The sequence below is a fragment of the Bacillus nakamurai genome, from assembly GCF_001584325.1.
GTDB lineage: Bacteria > Bacillota > Bacilli > Bacillales > Bacillaceae > Bacillus > Bacillus nakamurai.
The window spans coordinates 60,371-85,504 of the sequence record NZ_LSAZ01000006.1 but is presented as its reverse complement, the minus strand read 5'-3'; the positions used below and the strand labels follow the sequence as shown (position 1 = coordinate 85,504).

19 protein-coding genes are annotated in these 25,134 nt (G+C 44.9%); 7 read left to right on the top strand and 12 right to left on the bottom strand.

Going from position 1 to position 25,134, the window contains the following annotated elements; translation table 11 throughout:
- Positions 1 to 14: 14 nt before the first annotated feature.
- The 5 genes from AXI59_RS03825 to AXI59_RS03805 form a co-directional block, all read right to left on the bottom strand.
- Positions 15 to 1,859 carry a beta-glucoside-specific PTS transporter subunit IIABC gene (locus AXI59_RS03825; RefSeq protein WP_061527452.1) on the bottom strand — a complete coding sequence of 615 codons (1,845 nt, stop codon included), beginning with the start codon at positions 1,857 to 1,859 and terminating at the stop codon, positions 15 to 17.
- Between the two features lie 336 nt (positions 1,860 to 2,195).
- The gene (locus tag AXI59_RS03820) at positions 2,196 to 2,462 is read right to left on the bottom strand and encodes a hypothetical protein (protein ID WP_061527451.1); all 267 of its coding nucleotides are present in this window, start codon (positions 2,460 to 2,462) and stop codon (positions 2,196 to 2,198) included.
- A 12-nt stretch (positions 2,463 to 2,474) separates the two neighbouring features.
- Positions 2,475 to 4,160 carry a ribonuclease YeeF family protein gene (locus AXI59_RS03815; protein WP_061527450.1) on the bottom strand — a complete coding sequence of 562 codons (1,686 nt, stop codon included), beginning with the start codon at positions 4,158 to 4,160 and terminating at the stop codon, positions 2,475 to 2,477.
- A 13-nt stretch (positions 4,161 to 4,173) separates the two neighbouring features.
- A complete protein-coding gene (locus AXI59_RS03810; protein ID WP_061527449.1) occupies positions 4,174 to 4,443 on the bottom strand; it encodes a YwqI/YxiC family protein in 270 nt (89 codons plus the stop codon).
- Positions 4,444 to 4,451: 8 nt separating this feature from the next.
- Positions 4,452 to 4,820 (bottom strand): YwqH-like family protein, encoded by a 369-nt coding sequence (locus AXI59_RS03805; RefSeq protein ID WP_061527448.1) that lies wholly within the window; start codon positions 4,818 to 4,820, stop codon positions 4,452 to 4,454.
- A 224-nt stretch (positions 4,821 to 5,044) separates the two neighbouring features.
- On the opposite strand from AXI59_RS03805, the gene AXI59_RS03800 reads away from it, so the two are divergent.
- Entirely contained in the window at positions 5,045 to 8,176 is a 3,132-nt protein-coding gene (locus tag AXI59_RS03800) for a DUF3427 domain-containing protein (RefSeq protein ID WP_061527447.1), read from the top strand.
- Here AXI59_RS03800 and AXI59_RS03795 read toward each other — a convergent pair.
- The 3 genes from AXI59_RS03795 to AXI59_RS03785 all read right to left on the bottom strand — a co-directional run bounded on the left by AXI59_RS03795 (position 8,165) and on the right by AXI59_RS03785 (position 13,046).
- Positions 8,165 to 8,554, bottom strand: a complete 390-nt coding sequence (locus tag AXI59_RS03795; RefSeq protein ID WP_061527446.1) for a (deoxy)nucleoside triphosphate pyrophosphohydrolase — start codon at positions 8,552 to 8,554, stop codon at positions 8,165 to 8,167. The genes AXI59_RS03800 and AXI59_RS03795 overlap by 12 nt on opposite strands.
- A 208-nt stretch (positions 8,555 to 8,762) precedes the next feature.
- The gene (locus AXI59_RS03790; RefSeq protein WP_061527445.1) at positions 8,763 to 11,507 is read right to left on the bottom strand and encodes an AAA domain-containing protein; all 2,745 of its coding nucleotides are present in this window, start codon (positions 11,505 to 11,507) and stop codon (positions 8,763 to 8,765) included.
- Between the two features lie 129 nt (positions 11,508 to 11,636).
- A complete protein-coding gene (locus AXI59_RS03785; protein WP_156476219.1) occupies positions 11,637 to 13,046 on the bottom strand; it encodes an arabinan endo-1,5-alpha-L-arabinosidase AbnB in 1,410 nt (469 codons plus the stop codon).
- 219 nt (positions 13,047 to 13,265) lie between these two features.
- Here AXI59_RS03785 and hutP point away from each other — a divergent pair, with 219 nt between their 5' ends.
- From hutP to AXI59_RS03755, 6 genes are all read left to right on the top strand, one after another.
- The gene (gene hutP / locus AXI59_RS03780; RefSeq protein WP_061527444.1) at positions 13,266 to 13,712 is read left to right on the top strand and encodes a hut operon transcriptional regulator HutP; all 447 of its coding nucleotides are present in this window, start codon (positions 13,266 to 13,268) and stop codon (positions 13,710 to 13,712) included.
- A gap of 113 nt (positions 13,713 to 13,825) precedes the next feature.
- Positions 13,826 to 15,346, top strand: a complete 1,521-nt coding sequence (hutH, locus tag AXI59_RS03775) for a histidine ammonia-lyase (protein ID WP_061527443.1) — start codon at positions 13,826 to 13,828, stop codon at positions 15,344 to 15,346.
- Between the two features lie 13 nt (positions 15,347 to 15,359).
- The gene (gene hutU / locus AXI59_RS03770) at positions 15,360 to 17,024 is read left to right on the top strand and encodes a urocanate hydratase (RefSeq protein WP_061523327.1); all 1,665 of its coding nucleotides are present in this window, start codon (positions 15,360 to 15,362) and stop codon (positions 17,022 to 17,024) included.
- Position 17,025: 1 nt separating this feature from the next.
- Positions 17,026 to 18,291: an imidazolonepropionase gene (hutI, locus tag AXI59_RS03765; protein WP_061527442.1), complete on the top strand. Its 1,266-nt coding sequence runs from the start codon at positions 17,026 to 17,028 to the stop codon at positions 18,289 to 18,291.
- Positions 18,284 to 19,234, top strand: coding sequence for a formimidoylglutamase (hutG, locus tag AXI59_RS03760; protein WP_061527441.1), 951 nt, complete (start codon positions 18,284 to 18,286; stop codon positions 19,232 to 19,234). The genes hutI and hutG overlap by 8 nt, the downstream gene beginning before the upstream one ends.
- Positions 19,235 to 19,275: 41 nt before the next feature.
- Positions 19,276 to 20,721 carry an amino acid permease gene (locus AXI59_RS03755; protein ID WP_420806830.1) on the top strand — a complete coding sequence of 482 codons (1,446 nt, stop codon included), beginning with the start codon at positions 19,276 to 19,278 and terminating at the stop codon, positions 20,719 to 20,721.
- A gap of 44 nt (positions 20,722 to 20,765) precedes the next feature.
- On the opposite strand, the gene AXI59_RS03750 is transcribed toward AXI59_RS03755, so the two are convergent.
- From AXI59_RS03750 to AXI59_RS03735, 4 genes are all read right to left on the bottom strand, one after another.
- Positions 20,766 to 22,067: a pyrimidine-nucleoside phosphorylase gene (locus AXI59_RS03750; protein ID WP_061527440.1), complete on the bottom strand. Its 1,302-nt coding sequence runs from the start codon at positions 22,065 to 22,067 to the stop codon at positions 20,766 to 20,768.
- A 27-nt stretch (positions 22,068 to 22,094) separates the two neighbouring features.
- Positions 22,095 to 23,276 (bottom strand): NupC/NupG family nucleoside CNT transporter, encoded by a 1,182-nt coding sequence (locus tag AXI59_RS03745; RefSeq protein ID WP_061527439.1) that lies wholly within the window; start codon positions 23,274 to 23,276, stop codon positions 22,095 to 22,097.
- A 93-nt stretch (positions 23,277 to 23,369) separates the two neighbouring features.
- Entirely contained in the window at positions 23,370 to 24,038 is a 669-nt protein-coding gene (gene deoC / locus AXI59_RS03740) for a deoxyribose-phosphate aldolase (RefSeq protein ID WP_061523332.1), read from the bottom strand.
- Positions 24,039 to 24,128: 90 nt separating this feature from the next.
- On the bottom strand, positions 24,129 to 25,070 hold the full coding sequence (locus tag AXI59_RS03735; RefSeq protein ID WP_061527438.1) for a sugar-binding transcriptional regulator: 942 nt from the start codon (positions 25,068 to 25,070) through the stop codon (positions 24,129 to 24,131).
- Positions 25,071 to 25,134 lie beyond the last annotated feature (64 nt).

The following is a 25,134-nucleotide window of genomic DNA, read 5'->3' as shown; positions in this document are numbered from 1 at the left end:
TTTTCACCTCTTCTTTAGGATAACGCTAAAAGCGCTTCGTTCGGCTTGACCATTCCGCTTTCCTTTACAGCTGTAAATGAATATTGATCCGTGTTGGTAATGATGACCGGCGTCATCACATCGTAACCGGCCGCTTTGATTTGTTCGATATCAAAAGTGATCAGCACATCTCCGGGTGCGACCTTATCGCCCTCTTTTACATGTACGTCAAAAAACCGGCCGTCCAGCTGGACTGTATCAAGCCCGATGTGAATCAGCACTTCCGCTCCCCGGTCGCTCGTAATGCCGATGGCGTGCTTTGTTTTAAATACGGTCGTGACCTGCCCCTGCACCGGAGAAACGGCCGAACCTTCTTCAGGAAGGATCGCAAACCCTTTCCCCATAATTTCACCGGAAAACACACTGTCGTTCACTTCGCTCAACGCTTTGACTTCTCCTTTAATCGGGCTGTGAATAATTTCGCCGCCAACCGCCATTTCCGGTTCGCCAGACGCTTTGGCGCGTTGATTTTCTTCCGACTGAACATCTTCAAATCCGATGATCAATGCCGCAATCACACCGGCCGCAAACGAGATGAAAAGCCCGATCAGCGCGTAAAGAAACGTCGGTCCGATAAAAACCGGAATACTCGGAAGACCGGCGTTTCCGCCGACAATGTAGGAGGCGACGCCCGTTAAACCGTAGAAGGCTCCTCCGGCCGCCCCGCCGATTAAGGCAGCCGCAAACGGTTTTTTCAATCTCATATTGACTCCGTACATCGCCGGTTCGGTGATGCCCATTAACGCCGTAATGCTTGTCGTAAATGCCAATGATTTAAATGTTTTATTTTTTGATGTTAAGAAAACCGCAAATGATGCGCCGGCCTGCCCCATATTTGCCAAGAACATCGCAGGGAGTATATAATCATGGCCGTTCTGCGCAATGTTATTGATCATGATCGGCACCAATGCATAATGCATGCCCGTCATAATGATCAGTGAGAATGTACCGGCAAGCAGAATCATCGCAACAATGCCTGCGTGATCGAATAAATAATTCACGCCGACAGAAAGATAATCCCCTAGAATCGCCCCTAAAGGACCGACCGTAATTAACGTCGCAGGCACGACAATCACCAGCGTAAGCATCGGAACCAAAATCAGCTTAAGGGAAGCCGGAGTGATCCGATCAATCCATTTCTCCACATAAGACATCATCCAAATCGCCAATAAAATCGGAATGACCGTGGATGAATAAGTGGCAGCGGTTACAGGAAGCCCAATAAAGGAGATGCTTTTCCCTGAACCGAGCAATGCCGTCAAATCCGGGTGCAGGATCGCCCCTGCCGCCGCAGCCGCCACGTACGGATTACTGCCGAATTTTCTAGCCGCACTCACCGCAAGCAGCAAAGGCAGGAAGTAGAAAGCCCCGTCCCCGATGGCCGTGAGAATACTGTGCGTCTGGCTCTTTTCCGACATCCAGCCGAACGTCACCGCTAACGCGACAAGCCCTTTAATCATCCCCGCCCCGGCAATGGCCGGCAGAATCGGCGTAAACACGCCGGAAATCACATCAAAAATAGCACTCAGCACATTTTTCTTCTGCTTTGAAGCTCCGTTTTCGCTTTCATCACTGAGCCTGCTGTTTTCCAAAAGCGCTTGATACACCTTCGGCACGTTATTTCCGATAATAATTTGAAACTGCTCGCCGCTGATGTTTGTCCCCATGACACCTTCCGTCTGCTCCAAACCGCCCCGGTCAGCTTTCGCATTGTCATACAAATTAAAACGAAGCCGTGTCATACAGTGGATGACGCTTTGAACATTCTCCTCGCCGCCCACAAGTTGTAATATCTCTTTTGATATTTTATGATAGTCCATGAGTATGCCTCCTTAAAAGTGGGGGAACTGCCGGACGAAAGGTGGCCGCCTTTCTCCGGTTTTTTTTATAAAAATACGCATCACCTCCAAAAAAGGGTATAAAAAAAACCTAAACTGCGCAGATCACGGGAATCCTCCCCTGTCTGACGCAATTTAGGTTTTGCCTGCGTTTGCAGTAACAATCCTCTGGTTGATTGATATTGGTTTGTAGGTATACTTTAGCACTAGGGTTTTAGGATGTCAACGCTTTCATTTTGTAGATTGTATTTATATAGTTTAGGTAAAAAACTCAAAAGGCTCTCCTTTTGAGTTTCTTTAAAAGATAACGATTAATATTCATTTCAAAAGCATTTCTAATTTATCAAGCTCAATTACCAAAGGATCGCTATAACTTTTGACTAGGTTTGTATCCAGATAAGCTCGCATAGCTCCGTTTATATTTTCATTTCTTAATCTTTCTTCTTTTAATAAATCATAAATTTTATATAAACGATTTAAAAGTGTATCATAAAAAGAATGTTCATTATTTCTTTTTCTATCTTGAATTAAATCTATAACAATTTGAACTTGATTTTTTAATAACTTAGATCTTTCAAGCTCCATAAATAATCCCCCTTATTTCGATTTTATTGCTCTTATATCTTTTATCCATTCTAAAGGATAATCAAGTGGTAATAACACTTGATCCTCATTCCCTTTTAACAAACTGCCGGTTTTGGTGATTTGCTTTTCAGCTCTGCCGATATTTAAAACTGTTCCTTTTGGAACCTGTATCACAGCTTCATATTTTCTGGTATTTTTCCACTCAGGCAGCAGTGCAAGATCGATCTTGCTTTGAATTCTATTTGCTGCAGGTATAGTTGTAACAAATGTACCGCCAGCGTCTGCTTGACCTCCAAAAGCTCTATAAAAAGTAATCTCTTCTTTAGCACTTACCGTTCTATAATGTGAATGTTTAAAAGTACTGCTGATACTATTTGGTAAAAAGGCTTTTTCTATTTCAACTACTGAATCGTCTATTCTTGTGCTATATTCACTTTTAATCTTTTTAACCGTTTTTTTAGAAATATCTTTAGTTTCCCCTGAAACACCCTTCTCAACCAACCTTTTCACCGTATGCTTTGCCAAATTCCTCACAAGTCCGGCCGGATAAATCCACTCCAATACCTCATAAGGTGTTCCTGCAAAATAGGTGTCAAGCTCCTTCGCTCCGCCGATCTTGTTCTGCGGAATTCTTGAGACGATTTCTAGTTTCTTTTTGCCGCCTGTGCGGAATTCTCTTACGATCTGGCCGTTTTCATAGACATGGTATTTGCCGCCGATATAGTCAATACTGGCGGTGTCACTTGAGGTTTCGTCAATGACTTCAATGGTATCAATGGCTTTTAAGCCTTTATGGTTATACAGTTTATCATGAATGACGCGGATGTCTCCATCAATCCTCGGATGAGCGGCGGCTTCTTTTTGGAGGACGGTCAGGGTGCTTCCGCCGGAAGAAATAGCTTGTTCTACCTCATCGTTTTGCATGTTTTTATTCAGTGTTTCGGATGTCTCGTGATGATGTTTGTTCAGCTTTTCGAGCATCACTGTCATAGGAGACTGTTCCGAAGAAGCGAGCTGCGTTTTCAGCATGCTGAATGTATCGTTCAGTTTTTCTTCGTCAATCGATTTCAATATGGAACCGCTATTGTACGTTGTAATGCCGATCTTCGGTCCTGTGTACATGCTTTGGAGCTGTTCCATATACCGTTTCATCGTCTGGATATCAGCCTTTGTTTCTTTAAGCGCTTGGTTCTGAGTGCTGTCAAATTCGTAAAGCTGTTCTAATGTATCATCAATTTTCTTCTCGGCCCGGTGTGTTTCTTCACGAAATATCCCGTCATGCACGGTTGGCAGACTCATAATGTGACTGATGCTTGCTGCCTGACGGTTTATGTCGTTAACGAGCTGTTCAGCCGCTTGTTTTGCTTGCCGCAAGCCCTGCTTTGCCTCATGCTCCAGAAATCCCTGCACAATCATGCCGTTAGCATCGGGTTCCAAAGCAGACAGCCGGCTGTTTGTTTTCTGAAGCACGCTTTTATATTCGTCAATGACCATTTCATAAAACTGCAAAAACGGCATATGGCACTCTTCATAAAACGCTCGAATAGCGTCGCCGCCTTTCCCCCGCAGCGCATCCTTCATCGCTGCCAATTGCTTTACACTCTGTGAAAGTTTAGCAAGCTGACCTTTCTGCTTGTCCAATGATTCGATTGTATGCTGAATGCCCTCTCTGAGAGCGCGGACATCTAATGTCTTCAACCAAACACCCCCATTATTTCATGGAAGAGGATATTGCTTCATCCGTTTCCTTCATAGCATGAACTGCACTTTCCGTCTGGGCGATTTGTTTTGCCAGTACAGCGGCGTAAGCTTCAGTCAGCTCTTTCAGCCCACGGTTCAGTTCTTCAATCGTGCGGACCGCACTTAAATGATTCCGGCCTGAAAAATGACCGGGCACAGCTGATTTCAATCCAGAGGCATGCTTCAGCTGAGAAAGCCCCTGCTTCACCGTATGGAAGTCCATCTTGATCTCCTGTCCCATACCGCACCTCATTTCTTCTCTTTTTGTTTTCTGATCTCATTCTCAATTGATCGTATTCTGTGCTGAAGTGTATGCACGTCATCCTCTAAAATAGAAATCTTTTCATTAATGCGTTCAATCACTCCGTTCACCTGGTCCTTTTTGATATCAGCGCAGGCGCGTGCCATATCATCGCGGACCTCTTCAAAAGTCTTTCCATGCCTCCCCTTCCACGTATGCGGGGATAAATGAGGCTGGCTGATCATATGGATGATGTCTGAAAACTCATGTTTTAAATCTGTTATCTCATGTTTGGCCCGTTTCAGCTCATGAATCTGCTCTTGTTTTATAGCAAAGTCAGCTCTTGCCGAATATAACGCGCTCATTTCTGCGTGCATGGGCATCACCTCTGTGTAAAATTCAGGTATTATAGACTATTCTCATGTTACATGATGGGTTTATTTGGATGAATAGACCAAAAGTCACTATTTATATATGTAAGTACCATTTCAAGAGTAAAACAAGACATAAGAAACAGGACTTTATTCTCTTCTATTTTAGTATTACCTATTGGTAAAAGTAGTGATAAAATGGAAGTATCGATATAAAAAAGGAGAAAATGATGAGAAATCATAAAGGCTTCCATGAGGAAATTCAACAACAGCAAAAAACTTATCCATTACACCATCACATTCAGCCTGTCACTCCAAAAGAATATACTGAGGTTTTGACATTACATACAGCAAAACAATTAAGTGAGACGTTTCAATCACTTGTTGATCAGGACAAATATGAAGAAGCGATTCAGTTAAGCGAAAAGGTAACTGCACAACTCGGACATCAGTCAAACTTTTCATTACCGCTTTCAACAGTACTTTACAGCTTAAATGAAATGGATATTCCTGTTTCAGATGATTTTTCTCTAACTCGTCTCAAACTGCTAGGAAATCATCAAACGCATGATAACTTTTTCAAAACATTAAAAAATGAGATGTTAACGGCTGATCGTGTAGACTTTATGGTTAGTTTTACAAGGTGGTCTGGTGTTCAGCTTCTTATTCCTCCCCTTCAGGAGCTTGCTAAGAGACATGTCCCGGTACGTATTATTACGTCAACATATATGGGAATTACAGAACCAAAGGCGCTAAGGCATCTTCTGCGATTTCAGAATGTTGAGTTAAGAATTGTGAATGAATATAAACAATCCTTCCATACGAAGGCATACTTATTTGAACGCTTGTCTGGACAGCATAGTGTGATCGTAGGGTCTTCAAATCTATCTCAGGCAGCTCTTACGACTGGGTATGAGTTGAATGTAAGAATTCCAGAAACCAATTACCTTCCTGTTTATCAGCAAACAAAGGATGTATTTGACACAGTTTGGAAAGAAAAAACACAGCCTGTTGATGATCAGTTTTTACGAGCATATGAAGAATTTCAAGCAGGAAGTCAAAAGGTAAGTGCTTCATTTGTTGCCCAGAATTCGCTATATCAGACGAAAATATCACCTAATGCAATGCAGAAAGAAGCGTTAACCAACCTTGACAAAACGAGAAGACAAGGAGAAACAAAAGCAGTTATTATTGCAGCAACAGGGACTGGAAAAACGTATTTAGCCGCATTTGATTTTAAAGAATATAATCCAGACAAATATCTTTTTATTGCGCACAGAGAAGAACTTCTTACAAAGGCAATTGAAACATTTCAAAAGGTCACAAATGATCGAGAAAATTTCGGATTATTGACGGGAACAAAAAAAGAAAGAGATAAGCGTTTTTTATTTAGTACAGTGCAAACGTTACATAAAAAAGAAACGTTGGAATCCTTCTCACCAGATGAATTCGACTACATTGTGATTGATGAATTCCATCATGCAGAAGCATCTACCTATCAAGCTGTATTAAACTACTTTACACCAAAATTTTTATTAGGTTTAACTGCAACACCAGAGCGCCTAGACGGAAAAGATGTCCTGCAAATTTGCGATCACAACGTTGTTTATGAAATCAGACTTCGCGATGCTCTAAAAGCAGAATTACTCGCGCCATTTCACTATTTCGGAATTGCAGACCATACTGTAGATTACGAAAAAGTAAAAGTGAAAAATGGGTTATATGAAGAGAAGTCACTAGTGAACCATTTAAAAACTCATGAACGAGTAGAATATATTATCAAAATGATCAACATATATGGATTTCACGGTGAGAAAATGGTCGGCTTAGGTTTCTGTACAAACGTTGAACATGCTGTATACATGAGTGACGAATTTAATAAATTGGGATTTTATACAACTTACTTGACAGGCAATGATTCTCCTTCGAAAAGACAAGAGGTCATTCGTCAGTTGGAAGACCCACATCATAGTTTAGAACTCATTTTTACAGTAGATATTTTTAACGAAGGGATAGATATTCCAAAGCTAAATCTACTATTATTCCTTAGACCAACAGAATCGCCAACGATTTTCATTCAACAATTAGGGCGGGGTCTCCGAAAAACGGATGACAAAGAGTTTGTCACTATATTGGATTTTATCGGAAACTACCAAAAATCATTTGTTATTCCACTCGCACTTTCTGGACAAACAAGTCAAAAATCGTTTGATAAAGATTCACTCCGAGTGGCTGTGACGCATGAGTTTGCGGATTTACCTGGAGGGTCTTATGTTGATCTTTCAGCTGTAACGAAAAAAGAAATTTTAAATAAGATAGATAGTATTAAGCTTAATTCTGATGCGATGCTGAAAACGTTGTATAAACAATTTAAGCAAGAGCTTGGGCGCTCTCCAGAATTGCTTGATTTTCTATACTCTGAACAAGCACCCGGACTTACCTTTTTTATCAAAAAATATAAATCCTGGGTACAAACGAAAAAGAAAATGGATGATTTGAATACTACAGATGAAAAAATACTCAACAACCCGTTGGTTGTAGGGATAGTAGCAAGATTAGAGCAGCAATTACCCATTAAGTGGCCTTATGAATGGTTAATTTTGCAGTGTGGTTTTCACACGAATATCATCACAATAGAAGATGTAAAAGAAGCGTTAGAAAACCAGTTTCATATTCATATCACAACAGATACACATGATGATTTCATTCAGCGAGCGATGGAACGTTTAACGAAGCCAGATCAAAAACAAAATTGGCGCTTTGGTACATTACAAGGTGATACATTCAAGTTAGATACAAAAGTGAGCGAGGTATTAAACGATCCATTATTCGGACCCTATATTAAGGAGCGCGTCCACTATGGCCTGATTGAATTTAGACGCATGAACAATATAGAAGCCCTTGCTTCAAGAGAGATTAAGCTTACTTTGTATCAAACCTATACAAGAAATGAACTCATTTATTTATTCCAGTCAACAGATCAGGAAGGGACTTGGCGAGAAGGCGTCCGAAGAGTTAAAAATCATTACTTAATCTTTATCAATTTAAATAAGTCTGAGAAAGTAGAAGATCATCTGCTATATAAAGACTATTTCATTGATCCTAGCCACTTTCATTGGCAAAGTCAAAATCAAACCTCACATGATTCAAGTGTTGGTCAAAACTTTATTCACCATAAGGAAAAAGGATACCATATTCACTTATTTGTGAGGAAATTCACTGAAATGCACAATATCACTCTACCGTTTATTTATTTAGGGGAAGCGGATTACGTGACAAGCAAAGGAGACAAGCCAATGAATATCAAATGGAAGCTCCATCAGCCTGTCCCAGAAAACTTGTATGTGGATTTAATTCATTAAAGCAGATACTGTCGGAAGATCAGCGGGTGCCCACTCTAGTGACTCTAATTCACTTACCGGCACCCATCTGAATTCCGCATGCTCTTTCGCTACCGGTTCACCTGATACAATCCGCGCCTTTATCGAAATCAGATTCACAATGACCTTCTCATATTCATGATGAATATCGGCGATCACATCGCCCGCTTCAATTTTACAGTCAAGCTCCTCTTCAATTTCCCGCACAAGTGCTTCCTGGGCATTCTCCCCTTCTTCCAACTTCCCACCTGGAAATTCCCATAGGTTTGGAAGAGACATTAATGGAGAACGAAGTGCACATAAAATCTCATTGTTTTCGTTTTGAATGACTGCTGCGGCTACTTTTATTGTTTTTTTCATGGTTAAACTTCCTTTCAGTTCTTCTAAGGTAGAGCGATAACACAGGTAATCTCTTACTTGCTAGGTATCACGCATTATGCTGTATGGTATTCTAAGGAACCTGTATTAGGCTGTTAATCCGTTTTCCATCCATACTGTTCATCACCTTTATTACGTAAGAACAATATAGAACAGTTTAGTTACTATCAGATTGATTTGCATTTTCCTTTTATAAGTCTTTACCTTGTAAAATTTCATTTAAAAATTTTTTAATGCGCTCAGACTCTCTGCTTTCATTGGTTTTCAATCGAAGAAGAGGTATTCCTGCTTTTTCTAAAATTGAATTTTTGATTCTATCTCGCCTCTTTTGAGCTTTAGAATGGTGGTATGCAACACCATCTACCTCAATTACCCCTAGCGGCTCATTACCCATTTTGTAATGCAGAAGGAAGTCAACTCTTGCTACTGTTTTGATAAATTGTTTTTCCTCTTCATTTAAAAGATTCGTATTATTTAACAAATCTTTTAAACGATACTCTCTTTTAAAGCTGACTCTTTTATAATTTTCTTCTTCAAAAATATCTCTAAGTAAGCTCGCTATAAGTCTTTCTGACTTATGTCTTGAATCACTGTCACGAAGCTTATTTTCTCTTTCATTAAGAACCTCAGAAAATTCCTTATACAGTAAGTCAAATACAGAAATAACTTGGCTTTCATGATATAAACTTGCTTCCGTATAATATTCCATGTATCTAACCAGTTCGGAAATTTCTTTGTTACTCTTTTTAAATATATCAATATCAGATACTAAAACAAAACGCTTTTTAGCCCGTGATATGGCAACATTAATTAAATTTGCACTATCAACGAACTGAACATCCTTCTGACTTCCTTTTTTGTCAAGTACAGTCGAGAAAATAATACCATCACATTCTCTTCCCTGGAATTTATGTACAGTATCTTTAATAATTTCTATAGGTAAACACTGTTCCGCATGGTTAATCTGTGCTCTGTAAGGAGCAATAAAGCCTGTTTCATAGGATTTAGGAAACACTAGATTTTTAATTGATTCCTCATCAAGTGAATCTAGCTCACGGATATTATGTTTTCCACCTTGAAACCGCATATGACTTCCTTTGACTGTATTAATGAGTATGATAGAAGGTTCACTATCACTATCTTGTTTTGTAAGAGGAATAAGATTCCCACCATAATATTGTTCATTACAAAATTTAATGATCATCGGATCACAACGATAATGTTCTTTTAAAAGAGTAATGGGTATTCTACCTTTATATACTTTTATAATAGAATCAAGCATACTGTTTTTAACATAATTAAAGCATGGTTCTACATTATAGTGAACACACTCCACTGATTTATCGGGAATGTGAGGAAGTTGTTTTCTATCTCCCACTATCACCACATTTTTAGCACAACCAAGAGCAAGAATTCCTGGCATTAATTCTAACTGTGAGGCTTCATCTATAATTAAGTAATCAAACAAAAAGCCTGTCGGAATAGACTTCAGTAATGAAAAAGCAGTACTCAATACAATTGGAAATTCTTCTATAAACCCAGAAAAACACTTAGATTTTTTGAAATTTTCTTGAGTGAATGAGGTTTTCCGAAAGCCTTGACTCTTTTTATTCAAATAGCTCTTAAAAAGTTGTTTTGAAAATAATCGAACTCTATCAGTCAATTCGTTAAAATTTTTCATTTCCAGAATGTCTTCTATTCTTTTTAACTCACTTTTTAATTCATTGAGTTTCAGTCGATAAAAGTGATATTGAAGTTGTGTAATGATTTTCTCTTTATTAGATTGATCCTTTATTTGTCTAGTGCTATATAAACCATAATAAAAAAGATATTTTGTTTTTTTTAATAATGTCATTCTATCATTACGATTTAATGCTTCATCAACCAAATAATTCAGGATTTTACTTTTTGTGAATTTGTAAAAAGGAAGAAGTTTTGGCTGAACAGCTTCTAGTGATTCAAAATGCTTTGTATAATATTTCTGTTCTGTTTCAAGATCTTTTATTTGCTGTTTTATGATTGCTTGTTTGTTTTGTAAGCCCAATAGTTCTTTCATTGAATCAATGTGATTCCACAAATTTTGTTCCATCTCCACTTCAACATTCTTATCAATGCCCCACTTCATTATGTCTTGAGGAACCTTTGGCAAATGTTCAAAGAAATTCTTTTGATTCTCCTGACTTCCAAGTGACGCAAGAAAAAAATCTAGACCTGCTTTTTCTAATTTCTCACTGACATTTGCGACGGCAGCATTATTACTTGATACGATTGCGGCATTCTTTCCTTGTATAACTATATTTGCAATTATATTCAGGATCGTTTGGGTCTTTCCTGTTCCAGGCGGTCCTTCAATTACGCTAATCTGAGAAGAAAAGGCAGATTCAACCGCTTGAATTTGACTAAGATTCAAACCGAATGGATATATCAGCTTCTTTTTATTATCTAAGGATTGATTCGTTTTTGCGAAATAAGCATGAAGTGCACTTTCTGTTCTTAACGGGAGATTATAAATTTGCCCCTGTAAAATAGCAGGTATACCGTTGTCTGATTTATCTTTAACCCTCGCTACGTATGAAAAATAATTTAACAATTGTTCATATTGAGTGTTACCCAGCTTTACCTTCTTAACCGCATCTTTTTTATAAATATATCTTTGCTTACCACCTTTAAAAGAAACAACAACATATTTGTCCCCATATATTACAGAAGTGCCAATGTTTTGATTAATTTCACCTTTTAATTCAAATACCTCATCTTCATCTAGCTCAAGTTGTTCAACTGGATTTATTCGGCAATTATCTAACTTTTCTACCATTTTCGTTTTATCATTTAAAACTATATGTACTGTGATATCACCATTTTGACTCTTCAGGTTCCATTTGGTAATTTGTTCAGAATATATTGCTTTTTCTATTTGAATGATCGTACGTACCAATTGAGTACCTCCGTGCTCCAACATATTTGTTAATTTATGTTATAGTATACAAAATTAAAGAATTGTTTTCAAAACGGTGTGAAAAAACAAAATAGAATCCTCTGGTAAAATGAGGATTCTAAAAAAGGATCACTTCACACCCCAAAAAGCCTCCCCATCACCGCTCAACACACTAAACGTCATCACATCCTTCTCCCTCGCAGAATCCCGCTCCTTCACAAACAACCCGTCATAGCTCACACCGTTAAGTATAATCTGTGCTTTGCAGTCCCCGATTTTTGTCCATGTTCCGGTCATTTCCCCGGAAATGGTGCCGTTTGTGTTGAGGCGGACGGTTTTTGGGGTTTTGATGGCTGCTGTGATGTCTTTTTCGGGCTGGATGAGTTTGTAGGTTCCGGAGGCGGCTGTCTTTGATATGTTTTCCAATGATTCTCCTGTATAGCGGTAAGGGGCTGTGAGCGGCCAGCCGTCTTTGTTCATATACAGCTGGTGGACTCTGACTTCATGCTCTTCGCCTCTGTTCGGGAAGCGGGTATGGAAAATCAGATAGGTGCGTTTTGTTTTATCGTCGTAAAAAACCGAGTTGTGTCCCGGTGAGACGCAGCCCGTGCCTTTTTCGGTTTGGGCTGCGAAATTGTAGCTGCCCATGAGTTTGACGCCGTACGGTTCGATTGCTTTGTCGTCGAAGAAGGTGCCGTCCTTTCCTTTGGCGTCTAGCATGTTATGGCCTGCGGCGTCATAGTACGGGCCGTCCGGGTTTTTGGAGCGGGCGGCGCGGATGTTGTAACCGCCAGCTGCGTCAAGGCCGCCGAATGACAGATACAGATAGTAGTATTTCGTTTCTGGATTGTAGCTGATGTACGGGCCTTCGATCCGGCTGTGGCTGACGCCGAGGAGTTTTTTTCCGTAGCCTTGGTTCGGGAGCGGGAAGCCGGTTTTCGGATTCATTTCTAAGATGAAAATGCCGCCTGAGTAGGAGCCGTATACCATCCAGAGCTTGCCGTTATGGTCAAAAAACGTTTGCGGGTCAACGACGTTCGGATGAACGTTTGCATTGTATGTCGTGCCGTCTTCGCTTTTCCCGTCCATTCCTGATTTCAGAAAGATGCCTTTATTTTTATAGGGCCCTTCTATCTTGTCACTCACAGCGACGCCGAGAGCGGATCGCGGTGAGTCACCTCTACAGGCATTGTAGTACATATAAAATTTGCCGTCAGAAAGCTTAACGACGTCCGGCGCCCATAACGTATCAGACTGGGCCCAGTCGAAGATCTCTTTTAATTCTGTATAGACGTTCGGAATCAGCGGGTTGTTGTTATTGACGCTTGAAGAAATTTGCTGCCACTGCATCAGGTTTTTCGATTTGTCGGAAGCCAAATGTGAGCCGAATACATAATACGTATCTCCCGTTTTGATGACAGACGGATCATGGACGCTGACCTCTGAAAATACCGGATGCTGGGCTTTTGCATGCGGCAGGGTGAACCCGATGACCGCTGCCAGATCACACGAAAGAAACTGGTTTTCATTTGCTGTCATCTCCTCGCTCTCCTCTGTTAATAAAACGCTCTATTTTATGACGCGGATGGCGGGAGTATGTACGAAAAAAGCGGCCGGCTTTCTGATTTACCACTGCACTGTGATAGCAAACTGATTTGTGAAAGACTGAAAAAAAAGTTTTGACTTCTGATGCATAAACACTTAATATAAAAAACAGTTACTAGTTATCAGAATATTTAAGAATCGAGTGAAGCATATATGACCTTACACAAAGACCGCCGTATCGGGCGACTGTCCGTCCTTCTTCTGCTTCATGAGTCTGAAGAAAGCCAGCAGATCAGCCGGCTGGAGCGTGACGGCTGGAAAGTCTGTCTCGGCAAGGTAGGTTCAATGGATGCGCATAAAGTGGTAGCCGCAATTGAAACCGCTTCCAAAAAGGGCGGTGTGATTCAATCAGAGGGGTACCGGGAATCACATGCGCTGTATCACGCCACTATGGAGGCCTTGCACGGGGTGACCCGGGGCGAAATGCTGCTTGGCTCGCTGCTTCGGACGGTCGGCCTCAGATTTGCCGTTTTAAGAGGGAATCCTTATGAGAGTAAAGCCGAGGGCGATTGGATTGCTGTTGCACTTTACGGAACGATCGGAGCTCCGATTAAGGGGCTTGAGCACGAAACATTCGGAGTAGGAATTAATCACATATGAAACAGCCCATAGATCTTAGACGATAGGGGGCTATGCGTGAAAATTAATTTTCATGGCATAGCCCCTTTTTGCATGGGCGCTTTATCAAAGTAAAGAAAAAAGGGGTTGAAATGATGGTAACGTTAGACGGTTCCTCACTGACAACCGCAGACGCCCAGCGTGTGCTGTTTGATTTCGAAGAGGCTGCGGCTTCCGCGGAAAGTATGGATCGTGTGAAAAAAAGCAGGGCGGCAGTGGAACGGATGGTTCAAGAAGAAAAGACCATCTATGGCATCACAACGGGGTTCGGCAAATTCAGCGATGTGCTGATTCAAAAAGAGGACGCCGCGGCCCTGCAGCTGAATTTAATTCTCTCTCACGCATGCGGCGTCGGCGATCCTTTTCCTGAGTCTGTGTCGCGGGCGATGCTGCTTTTGCGCGCTAACGCCCTGCTAAAAGGCTTTTCCGGTGTGCGCGCTGAGCTGATTGACCAATTGCTCGCTTATTTGAATAAACGCATCCACCCCGTCATTCCCCAGCAGGGATCACTGGGGGCGAGCGGGGATTTGGCACCGCTTTCTCACCTCGCGCTGGCGCTGATCGGGCAAGGCGAAGTCTTTTTTGAAGGCACCCGGATGCCGACGATGGCTGCTTTAGAAAAAGCAAGGATAGAGCCGGTCGTACTGACCTCTAAAGAAGGGCTGGCGCTGATCAACGGTACGCAGGCCATGACTGCGATGGGGCTTATCGCTTACATCGAAGCAGAAAAACTGGCCTTTCAATCAGAACGGATTGCCAGCTTAACGATTGAAGGGCTTCAGGGCATTATGGATGCGTTTGACGAAGACATTCATGCCGCCCGCGGCTATCAGGAACAAATGGATGTCGCAGAACGCATCCGCTATTACCTGTCAGACAGCAAACTGACAACTGTCCAAGGCGAACTGCGGGTCCAGGACGCTTACTCTATCCGCTGTATTCCGCAAGTTCACGGCGCGTCCTGGCAGACGTTAGCATACGTGAAGGAAAAATTAGAAATTGAGATGAATGCGGCGACAGATAACCCGCTCATTTTTCATGACGGTAGCAAAATCATTTCAGGCGGAAACTTTCACGGACAGCCGATCGCCTTTGCCATGGATTTTCTGAAAATCGCCGCGGCTGAGCTTGCGAATATTTCTGAGCGCCGTATCGAACGGCTTGTGAATCCGCAGCTGAATGACCTGCCGCCCTTTTTAAGCCCTCAGCCCGGCCTGCAGTCCGGAGCGATGATTATGCAGTATGCGGCGGCCTCCCTCGTGTCGGAAAATAAAACGCTGGCCCATCCCGCCAGTGTGGATTCAATCCCATCATCGGCCAACCAAGAGGACCACGTCAGCATGGGAACCATCGCGTCAAGGCACGCCTATCAAGTGATCGCAAATACGAGGAGGGTGCTGGCGATTGAAGCCATTTGTGCGCTTCAGGCCGTGGAATACCGGGGCATAGAAAACGCATCGACTTACACGAAACAGCTGTTTCTCGAAATGAGAAAAATCGTTCCGTCCATTCAAGAGGACCGTGTGTTTTCCTATGACATTGAACATCTGAACGACTGGCTGAAGAAGGAATCCTTTCTGCCGGACCAGCATCACCAAAAACTGATGACAAATTAAGGGGGACGAACAGATGACTGACGTAAAAAAATCAATCCGCGCCAACCGGGGCACTGAACTCGAATGCTTAGGGTGGGAGCAGGAAGCCGTGCTTCGCATGCTCCGAAATAATCTCGATCCGGAGGTCGCGGAGAAGCCGGAAGACCTGATTGTATACGGCGGAATAGGAAAGGCCGCGCGAAACTGGGATGCGTTTCACGCTATTGAACGCTCCCTCAAAACGTTAAAAAATGATGAAACGCTGCTTATCCAATCCGGCAAACCGGTCGGGTTGTTCCGCACGCATGACCGCGCACCCCGCGTTCTTTTAGCCAATTCGGTTCTTGTGCCGAAATGGGCCGATTGGGAGCACTTTCACGAGCTTGAGAAAAAAGGCTTGATGATGTACGGGCAAATGACGGCCGGCAGCTGGATTTATATCGGCTCTCAAGGCATCTTGCAGGGGACGTATGAAACCTTCGCTGAGCTTGCGAGACAGCATTTCGGCGGCAGTCTGAAAGGAACCTTGACCCTGACGGCCGGACTTGGCGGAATGGGGGGCGCCCAGCCGCTCTCTGTGACGATGAATGATGGCGTTGTCATTGCCGTTGAGGCGGATGAGACGCGGATTGATAAACGGATTGAAACAAACTATTGCGACCGTAAAACATCGTCAATTGATGAGGCCCTGCGTTGGGCAGAAGCGGCCAAACAAGCCGGAGATCCTTTATCGATCGCCCTTCTCGGCAACGCGGCAGAGGTGCACCATGAGCTTCTGGACCGCGGGGTCAGCATTGACATCGTAACCGATCAGACGTCGGCCCACGACCCGTTAATCGGTTATATCCCGGCAGGCTATTCGCTCGAAGAGGCAGATCGCATGCGCCATGATCAGCCGAATCTATACGTGAGCCTTTCCAAGCAGAGTATGAAAAAGCATGTGGAAGCTATGCTCGCGTTCCAGCAAAAAGGGTCGATTGTCTTTGATTACGGCAACAATATCCGCCAGGCTGCCAAAGACGAAGGCCTCGCAGAAGCCTTTGATTTTCCGGGCTTTGTCCCTGCCTACATCCGTCCTTTATTCTGCGAGGGCAAAGGGCCGTTCCGCTGGGCCGCTCTTTCCGGTGATCCTGAAGATATTTACCGCACGGATGCGTTATTAAAAGAACTGTTTCCGGAAAATAAAGCCCTTCACCGCTGGATTGACATGGCGCAGAAAAAAGTCACATTCCAAGGCTTGCCGTCACGTATTTGCTGGCTCGGCTACGGAGAACGGGAAAAGATGGGCCTCGCCATCAACGAACTGGTCAGAAACGGCGAGCTGAAAGCACCGATTGTGATTGGAAGAGACCATTTGGACTGCGGGTCTGTCGCCTCTCCGAACCGGGAAACCGAAGCGATGAAAGACGGCAGTGACGCGGTCGGCGATTGGGCCGTGCTGAATGCGCTTGTCAATACGGCGTCCGGCGCAAGCTGGGTGTCCTTTCACCATGGCGGCGGCGTCGGCATGGGTTACTCCCTTCACGCCGGTATGGTCGCAGTCGCTGACGGCAGTGAGCTTGCCGAAGAACGGCTCGCCCGCGTTCTGACAAGCGATCCGGGAATGGGCATTATCCGCCATGCGGACGCGGGGTATGAAAAAGCGGCACAAGTCGCCGCGGCACAAGACATTATGATACCGATGAAAAAGGAGCGGTAACATGCCGAAACAAATTGATACGATTCTCACTAATATCGGCCAGCTTTTGACGATGGAATCCAGCGGTCCGCGCGCAGGCAGCGCCATGCAGGATCTTCATGTCATAGAAGATGCCGTTGTCGGCATTCACGACCAGCGCATTGTCTTCGCCGGAAAAAAAGGGTCTGAGGCGGGATATGAGGCCGAAAACATGATTGACTGCGGGGGACGGCTGGTGACCCCCGGCCTCGTCGATCCCCATACCCATCTCGTGTTTGGCGGATCACGCGAAAAGGAATTAAATCTGAAACTCCAAGGCATTTCTTACTTGGATATTTTAGCGCAAGGCGGCGGCATTTTGTCCACGGTGAAAGAAACAAAAGCCGCTTCCGAGGAAGAATTGATCGAAAAAGGGCTTTTTCACCTCGGACGCATGCTATCATACGGCATCACGACAGCTGAAGTAAAAAGCGGGTACGGTCTCGACAAAGAAACGGAACTGAAACAGCTGGCAGCGGCTAAGAAGCTTCAGGACCGCCAGCCGATTGACCTTGTCACTACCTTTATGGGGGCGCATGCGATTCCTCCTGAAGACCGGGACAGCCCTGATGAGTTTCTGAACCGCATGATCGCCCTTTTGCCTGAAATCAAAGAGAAACAACTCGCCCAATTTGCAGATATTTTCACAGAGACGGGCGTCTTTACAGTCAGCCAATCGCGGAGGTACTTAAAGAAAGCGGCCGAAGCGGGTTTCGGGCTGAAAATCCACGCAGATGAAATTGACCCGCTCGGCGGCGCGGAATTGGCGGCTGAATTACACGCTGTCTCGGCCGACCACTTAGTGGGGGCATCCGATGAAGGCATTCAGCAGCTCGCTGCATCAGGAACGATCGCCGTCCTGTTGCCGGGCACGACTTTCTACCTTGGCAAACACACATACGCCAGAGCGAGAGAGATGATTGATGCGGGCGTGCGGGTCAGCTTGGCAACCGACTTTAATCCGGGCAGTTCACCGACGGAAAACCTCCAGCTGATCATGTCAATCGCTGCCCTTCATTTAAAAATGACCGCTGAAGAAATTTGGCATGCCGTAACCGTTAATGCCGCTTACGCCATCGGTAAAGGAGAAGAAGCCGGACAGCTCAAAGCCGGCCGTTCGGCTGATCTCGTCATCTGGGAAGCGCCGAATTATATGTATATCCCATATCATTACGGCGTCAACCACGTTCACCGGGTCATAAAGGACGGGAAGACTGTTGTCACAAGGGAGGGAACCGCTCTTGGATAAATATCCTTTTCTCAACAAAGCGGGCTCCCTTTTCAAAGACCGCCATGTGACAAAAGTGGGAGATCTGACGAAGACATGGACGGGGCAAACGATCAAAGGGCCGGCCTTGATCGGCGCCCCCCTTTCTAAATCATCCATCAGCCATTCCGGCGCATGCTTTGCCCCCGGCTCGATCCGCCAGGCGCTGGGCGGTATATCCGCTTATTCCGCGGAGCTTCGGGAACATGTCACAGATCATCTTTATGATCTTGGCGATATTGATATTCATGTCACGGATATTGTGAAATCGCACGAGCACATTTATCACACGATACATGGCCTGCTGACAGATCAGCCTGATTGGGTGCCGTTTGTGCTTGGCGGCGATAATTCGATCAGCTATTCCACCGTAAAAGCAATTGCACAAACAAAAGGAACGACGGCGGTCTTTCAATTCGACGCCCATCACGACGTCCGCAATACCGAGGACGGAGGGCCGACAAACGGCACGCCATTCCGGCGCCTGTTAGACGAGAAAGTCATAAACGGCCAAAACCTGATTCAGCTTGGGATCAGAGAATTCAGCAACAGCTTCGCATATGAAGAATATGTGAAAGCACATCAGGCGGATGTACACACGATGGAAATGATTCGCGAGAAAGGGCTTGTCCAAACGATTCAAGAGGTCTTGCCGGCTGTTCAAAAAAGAGCGGATTCCATTTTTATATCGGTTGATATGGATGTTTTGGATCAAGCTCATGCGCCCGGATGCCCTGCGATCGGACCTGGAGGCCTGTATACCGAAGAATTGCTTCAGGCGGTCAGGTTTTTAGCACAAGAGGCCCATATTGCAGGGATTGAAATTGTGGAAGTCGATCCCACACTCGATTTTCGCGATATGACGAGCAGAGCCGCGGCTCACGTCATATTGCATGCGCTAAAAGGGATAAAACTGTCCCATTAATTATGATGTCCGGCAGATGGCTTGGCTGCCGGAACATTCTCATGCATGAAAAAGGGGGAATCACGTTGGATGTTCATAAAGGCAGCGGCACTCAATTGAAGCGCACCATGAAAAGCAGGCATTTATTTATGATTTCATTGGGCGGCGTCATTGGGACGGGGCTGTTTCTGAGTACAGGTTATACATTGAGCCAAGCGGGACCCGGCGGGACGATACTCGCCTATCTAATCGGCGGCTTCATGATGTATCTTATCATGCAGTGTCTCGGAGAATTATCGGTGGCTATGCCCGTGACCGGATCGTTTCAAACGTACGCGACGACATTCATCGGGCCGTCTACGGGATTTATGGTGGGCATCATGTACTGGGTGAATTGGGTTGTGACGGTAGGTTCTGAGTTTACCGCATCCGGCATTCTCATGCAGCGCTGGTTTCCCCATAGCAGCGTCTGGATGTGGAGTGTGATGTTTGCCGTTCTCCTTTTTGCGGCCAATGCGTTTTCGGTTAAATTATTCGCGGAGACAGAGTTTTGGTTTTCAAGCGTCAAAATCGTCACCATTCTTTTATTTATTATTTTAGGAGGCGCCGCGATGTTCGGCCTGATCTCATTACACGGAGCGGCTGAAGCCCCGATGCTGTCGAATTTCACTGATCACGGCGGACTGTTTCCGAACGGCTTTCTCGCGGTTTTTATCGCCATGATATCCGTAAGCTTCGCCTTTTCGGGGACGGAACTGATCGGGATTACAGCGGGAGAAACCGCAAATCCGGCAAAAGATATTCCGCGTTCGATCCGAAATGTCGCCTGGAGAACGGTCATCTTTTTTATCGGCGCAATCTTTGTGTTATCCGGCCTGATTTCCTGGAAAAAAGCGGGTGTTATCGAAAGCCCGTTTGTGGCGGTTTTTTCACAGATCGGCATACCTTATGCCGCAGATATAATGAATTTTGTTATTTTAACGGCACTGCTTTCTGTCGCTAACTCCGGGCTGTACGCCTCCACCCGGATGCTCTGGTCTTTGGCCAATGAAAACATGATCAGCTCCCGCTTCAAAAAAATCACTCGAAAGGGCATTCCGCTGAACGCCTTAATCGCCAGTATGGCCGTATCTTCCTTATCCTTGATTTCCAGTATCGTTGCTCCGGGAACGGTATACGTAGTGCTGGTGGCAATTGCGGGGTTTGCCGGGGTGGTTGTATGGATGAGTATCGCGCTGTCACAGCTTTTGTTTCGGAAGGACTTTCTTAAAAAGGGCGGAAAGATTACAGATTTAACCTTTCGCACGCCGCTTTACCCTCTCGTTCCCATCGCTGCAATGATCTTATGTTTTGCTTCCTGCGTAGGCCTTGCGTTTGATCCCAATCAGAGAATCGCCCTTTTTTGCGGAATCCCATGTATTATCCTTTGCTACCTCATTCGCTTTTTTAAGAAAAGACAGCCGAAAGAAGCCGTCGGCGAGATACAGATGGACAAAACGATGTCATAAAAAACGGCACATACCGATGAAGTATGTGCCGTTCCTCTATTTTCTTATTCCGTAATCAGTGTATGAATCAGCTTCGGCGCTTCTGCCTTTTCCGCAATGCGGATGTTGCCATAGATTTTGGCAATAACTTCATCAACGTTTTCACGGTTGGCGTAAAGGGTGACGAGCGCCTCTCCTTTTTCGACTTTGTCACCGACTTTTTTGCGGAGCATGATGCCGACGGCCAGGTCAATATCGTCTTCTTTTGTTGCGCGGCCTGCGCCTAACAGCATCGCGGCGACGCCGATTTCATCAGCGACGATTTCTGATACGACACCCGCTTCTTTTGCCGGGACGTCAATTTTGTATGCCGCCTGCGGGAGTTTGGACGGATCGTCAACGACAGAGCCGTCACCGCCTTGGTTGTTCAGGAATTCTTTAAATTTCTCAAGCGCTTTGCCGTTTTTCATCACTTCCTGAAGCTTCGCTCTCGCTTCCTCCAATGTCTCGGCTTTTTTCGCCAAAACGACCATTTGGCTGCCGAGTGTGAGGACAAGTTCGTTTAAGTCTTCCGGACCTTCGCCTCTCAGCGTATCAATGGCTTCTTCAACCTCAAGCGCGTTTCCGATCGCGTAACCGAGCGGCTGTGACATGTCAGAAATCACAGCCATCGTCTGGCGTCCGACATTATTTCCGATGCGCACCATCGCCTTGGCGAGGTTAACGGCGTCTTCGTCCGTTTTCATAAATGCGCCCGCTCCTGTTTTCACATCAAGAACAATCGCGTCCGCTCCTGCGGCGATTTTTTTACTCATAATCGAGCTTGCGATCAGCGGAATGGAATTCACCGTTCCCGTCACGTCACGAAGCGCGTACAGTTTTTTATCAGCAGGCGTCAGGTTGCCGCTTTGGCCGATGACGGCTACCTTGTCGCGGTTGACAAGCTTGATGAATTCATCTTTTGACAGTTCCACGTGAAACCCTTCAATGGCTTCCAATTTATCAATGGTTCCGCCGGTATGTCCGAGGCCGCGACCGGACATTTTAGCGACGGGAACGCCGAGTGCAGCGACAAGCGGAGCGAGTACAAGTGTTGTCGTGTCGCCGACCCCGCCCGTTGAATGCTTATCAACCTTAATGCCTTCAATAGCAGAAAGATCAATCGTTTCTCCTGAGTTTACCATCGCCATAGTGAGATCAGCGCGTTCCTGATCCGTCATATCCTGAAAGAAAATCGCCATCGCCAGCGCGCTTGCTTGGTAATCCGGGATGCTTCCGTCCGTATATCCCTTCACGAAAAATTGAATTTCTTCCGTTGTCAGTTCTTTTCCGTTTTGTTTTTTTATGATAAGATCTACCATTCTCATATTAAGTCACCTATCCTTCGTTTATGGTCAGTAAATCAATCCGACGATTGCCGCTGTTAAGAAGCTGACAAGCGTGGCGCCGTATAATAATTTCAATCCGAACCGCGCCACAACGTTTCCTTGCTTTTCATTTAATCCCTTCACAGCGCCCGTGATAATTCCGATGGACGAGAAATTCGCAAATGAAACGAGGAAAACAGATACAACTGCCTGCGTATGCGCGCTGAAATGAAAACTTCCGGACGAGAGCGTCTGCATAGCGACAAATTCATTCGATACCATTTTTGTTGCCATAATGCTTCCGGCGCTCACCGCTTCATTCCACGGAATGCCGACTAAAAACGCAAATGGCGCGAATACATATCCAAGCAGCGCCTGGAAGGTAATGCCGAAGACCGCGCTGAAGATTCCATTAATCAGGGCAATGAGCGCCACGAATCCGATCAGCATCGCCGCTACGACAACGGCGACTCTGAATCCATCCATTATATACTCACCGAGCACTTCAAAAAAGGATTGTTTTTCTTCTTCAGGGACGACAATGATGTCCTCTTCTTTGCTCACGTCATACGGGTTGATGATAGAAGCGATTATAAATCCGCCGAATAAGTTCAGCACAAGCGCCGTCACGACATATTCAGGTTTCAGCATTGTCATATAAGAGCCGACAATGGACATGGAAACCGTCGACATCGCTGATGCGCAAAGCGTATACAAGCGCTGCTCTGATAGAAAGCCGAGCTGCTTTTTCAAACTGATGAAAACTTCTGATTGCCCTAAGATCGCAGAAGCGACTGCGTTGTAAGATTCGATTTTCCCCATCCCGTTTACCTTGCTTAATGCAAGGCCGATATACTTTGTGATGAAGGGAAGGATCTTCCAATGCTGCAATATTCCGATTAAAGCGGATATAAAGACGATCGGCAGAAGCACGCTCATGAAGAATGTTGTCTGTTTCGCATTCACAAGCCCGCCAAACACAAAGTTAATCCCTTCTGATGCATATTCCAGCAAGTAGTTAAAGCCTTTTGCAAAGCCGCCGACAAGATAATTACCGATACCGGTATTGAGGAGAATATAACCAAGGATCAGCTGCAGAACAAGCATGACGGCTATCGGCCGAATTTTGACTCTCTTTTTCCCATTGCTGGAGAGCCAGGCGAGACCTAAAAACACAATGATTCCAATAATTCCGATGAGATACTTCATGTGTGTTCTCCTTTTATTTGTATTCGCTTACAATTTTTCATGCACAACGAAAGAGAGAAGATGGCGGGAAGCAAAACGCTTCCGCACCTTTACTTAATAATTGTCGCTGCTGCCTTCGCCGCCGCTTACGATGGATACGCCCGCACTTGCGCCGATCCGGCTCGCCCCCGCAGCAATCATGCTGTCAACATCAGCTTTCGTTCTGATGCCGCCTGATGCTTTCACTCCGATGTCCGGTCCGACGGTTTTTCGCATTAAAGCGATATCCTCAGCCGTTGCACCGCCTGTAGAAAACCCTGTTGACGTTTTGACGTAATCAGCGCCGGCAGACACTGCCAAGCGGCATGCGCGTTCTTTTTCTTCATCCGTCAGCAGGCATGTTTCGATGATGACTTTGACAAGCGCTTTTCCGGCCGCAGCGTCAACAACCGCGCGAATGTCAGCCTCGACTGCATCGTTATCGCCGTCTTTTAAAGCGCCGATATTGATAACCATATCAACTTCAGTTGCTCCTTTTGAGATGGCATCCTTCGTTTCAAATGCTTTCGTTTCCGTTGTAGCCGCGCCGAGCGGAAAACCGATAACGGTACAAACGTCAACACCCGTGCCCTTCAGTTCTTCTGCCGCGAGCTTCACCCAAGTCGGGTTCACACAAACGGAAGCGAACTTGTATTCTTTTGCTTCTTTTATCAGTTGTAAAATATCTGCTTTTTGTGTATGCGGTTTCAAAGCAGTATGGTCTATTTGGCTTGCAATTGACATTGTATGCACTTCCTTTTTACTAGGATACGTTTAGAATAACCGAATTTTGAACATATGTAAATTGGTAAATGAAATTATGTTCAATAATTGTCACAAATTTTGAACGAGTGCTTTGGCCGTATGCTGGTCAACAATCAGGACGTTCGCATATTTTCCGGTCAGCGCTCCGTGAATGGCCGAGATTTTTCTGCTGCCGCCCGCGACCAGGATGGAACGCTCCTTCATTTTTAAGTCAGCGAGCTCTACACCGATTGTCCTATCGTTAATACTGCTGCTGCAAATATTGCCCTCCGCGTCAAAGAAACGTGAACAAATATCCCCGACTCCGTTCTTTTTCAGCAGTTGCTTTTCTTCTTCGCGAAAATAACCGAGTCTGAAAAGCAGCGCCTCATCCCGAACCGTTCCTACCGTAAACAAAGCGATATTGGCTTGTTTGCCCATTTCAATGATCCGCTTGATATGCCTGTCCTGCTCCACCATGTTTTTCACATCGGCGTTATCAAATATAACGGGCAGCGGCAAATATCTCGGCATCGTCTGGAAAGCCTCGGCAAACAGCTGAATCGTTTCTGATGAATACGTATTTACATTGGAATGGCTGATGCCGCCTTTCAGCTGCACCACTTCAACGCTTTTCACCTGCTTCGGTTCCATATTCCGGGCCATTTGGTACATTGTCGTTCCCCAGCTTACACCGAGAATGTCGCCATCCTTTACGGTTTTATGCATATAGTCTGCGCCATAGCGGCTTAAGTAATGTGTAATGGCGGGGTAATCGGCACTTGGAGAAAAGACGACGTGCGCCTCAAGCAGACCGTATTTCTCCTCCAGCTTCGCACCGAGTTCGTCCAAATCCTCAAACGGGTCCATGACACGGATTTGGACATACCCTTTTTCTTTGGCGTACTGAAGCAGCCTCGAAACGGTGGGGCGTGACAGGTTAAGCTGTTCCGCGATTTGCTGCTGGCTGTAATCCGATTGATAATATAGTTTTGCGGCTTCTATGCTGAGCTGCTGTTTTTCACGATCCATATCGGGCCTCCCCTCTTCTCTTCGCTTATCATATCACCAAAACAAGCCGTAAAAAAGCACCCTC

What these genes read in the sequence shown, in the direction of transcription:
- AXI59_RS03825 (WP_061527452.1), bottom strand. Translation starts at nt 1,859, where the DNA reads ATGGACTATCATAAAATATCAAAAGAGATATTACAACTTGTGGGCGGC.
- AXI59_RS03820 (WP_061527451.1), bottom strand. Translation starts at nt 2,462, where the DNA reads ATGGAGCTTGAAAGATCTAAGTTATTAAAAAATCAAGTTCAAATTGTT.
- AXI59_RS03810 (WP_061527449.1), bottom strand. Translation starts at nt 4,443, where the DNA reads ATGGGACAGGAGATCAAGATGGACTTCCATACGGTGAAGCAGGGGCTT.
- AXI59_RS03805 (WP_061527448.1), bottom strand. Translation starts at nt 4,820, where the DNA reads ATGCACGCAGAAATGAGCGCGTTATATTCGGCAAGAGCTGACTTTGCT.
- AXI59_RS03800 (WP_061527447.1), top strand. Translation starts at nt 5,045, where the DNA reads ATGAGAAATCATAAAGGCTTCCATGAGGAAATTCAACAACAGCAAAAA.
- AXI59_RS03795 (WP_061527446.1), bottom strand. Translation starts at nt 8,554, where the DNA reads ATGAAAAAAACAATAAAAGTAGCCGCAGCAGTCATTCAAAACGAAAAC.
- AXI59_RS03785 (WP_156476219.1), bottom strand. Translation starts at nt 13,046, where the DNA reads ATGACAGCAAATGAAAACCAGTTTCTTTCGTGTGATCTGGCAGCGGTC.
- hutP (WP_061527444.1), top strand. Translation starts at nt 13,266, where the DNA reads ATGACCTTACACAAAGACCGCCGTATCGGGCGACTGTCCGTCCTTCTT.
- hutH (WP_061527443.1), top strand. Translation starts at nt 13,826, where the DNA reads ATGGTAACGTTAGACGGTTCCTCACTGACAACCGCAGACGCCCAGCGT.
- hutU (WP_061523327.1), top strand. Translation starts at nt 15,360, where the DNA reads ATGACTGACGTAAAAAAATCAATCCGCGCCAACCGGGGCACTGAACTC.
- hutI (WP_061527442.1), top strand. Translation starts at nt 17,026, where the DNA reads ATGCCGAAACAAATTGATACGATTCTCACTAATATCGGCCAGCTTTTG.
- AXI59_RS03755 (WP_420806830.1), top strand. Translation starts at nt 19,276, where the DNA reads ATGCATGAAAAAGGGGGAATCACGTTGGATGTTCATAAAGGCAGCGGC.
- AXI59_RS03750 (WP_061527440.1), bottom strand. Translation starts at nt 22,067, where the DNA reads ATGAGAATGGTAGATCTTATCATAAAAAAACAAAACGGAAAAGAACTG.
- AXI59_RS03745 (WP_061527439.1), bottom strand. Translation starts at nt 23,276, where the DNA reads ATGAAGTATCTCATCGGAATTATTGGAATCATTGTGTTTTTAGGTCTC.
- deoC (WP_061523332.1), bottom strand. Translation starts at nt 24,038, where the DNA reads ATGTCAATTGCAAGCCAAATAGACCATACTGCTTTGAAACCGCATACA.
- AXI59_RS03735 (WP_061527438.1), bottom strand. Translation starts at nt 25,070, where the DNA reads ATGGATCGTGAAAAACAGCAGCTCAGCATAGAAGCCGCAAAACTATAT.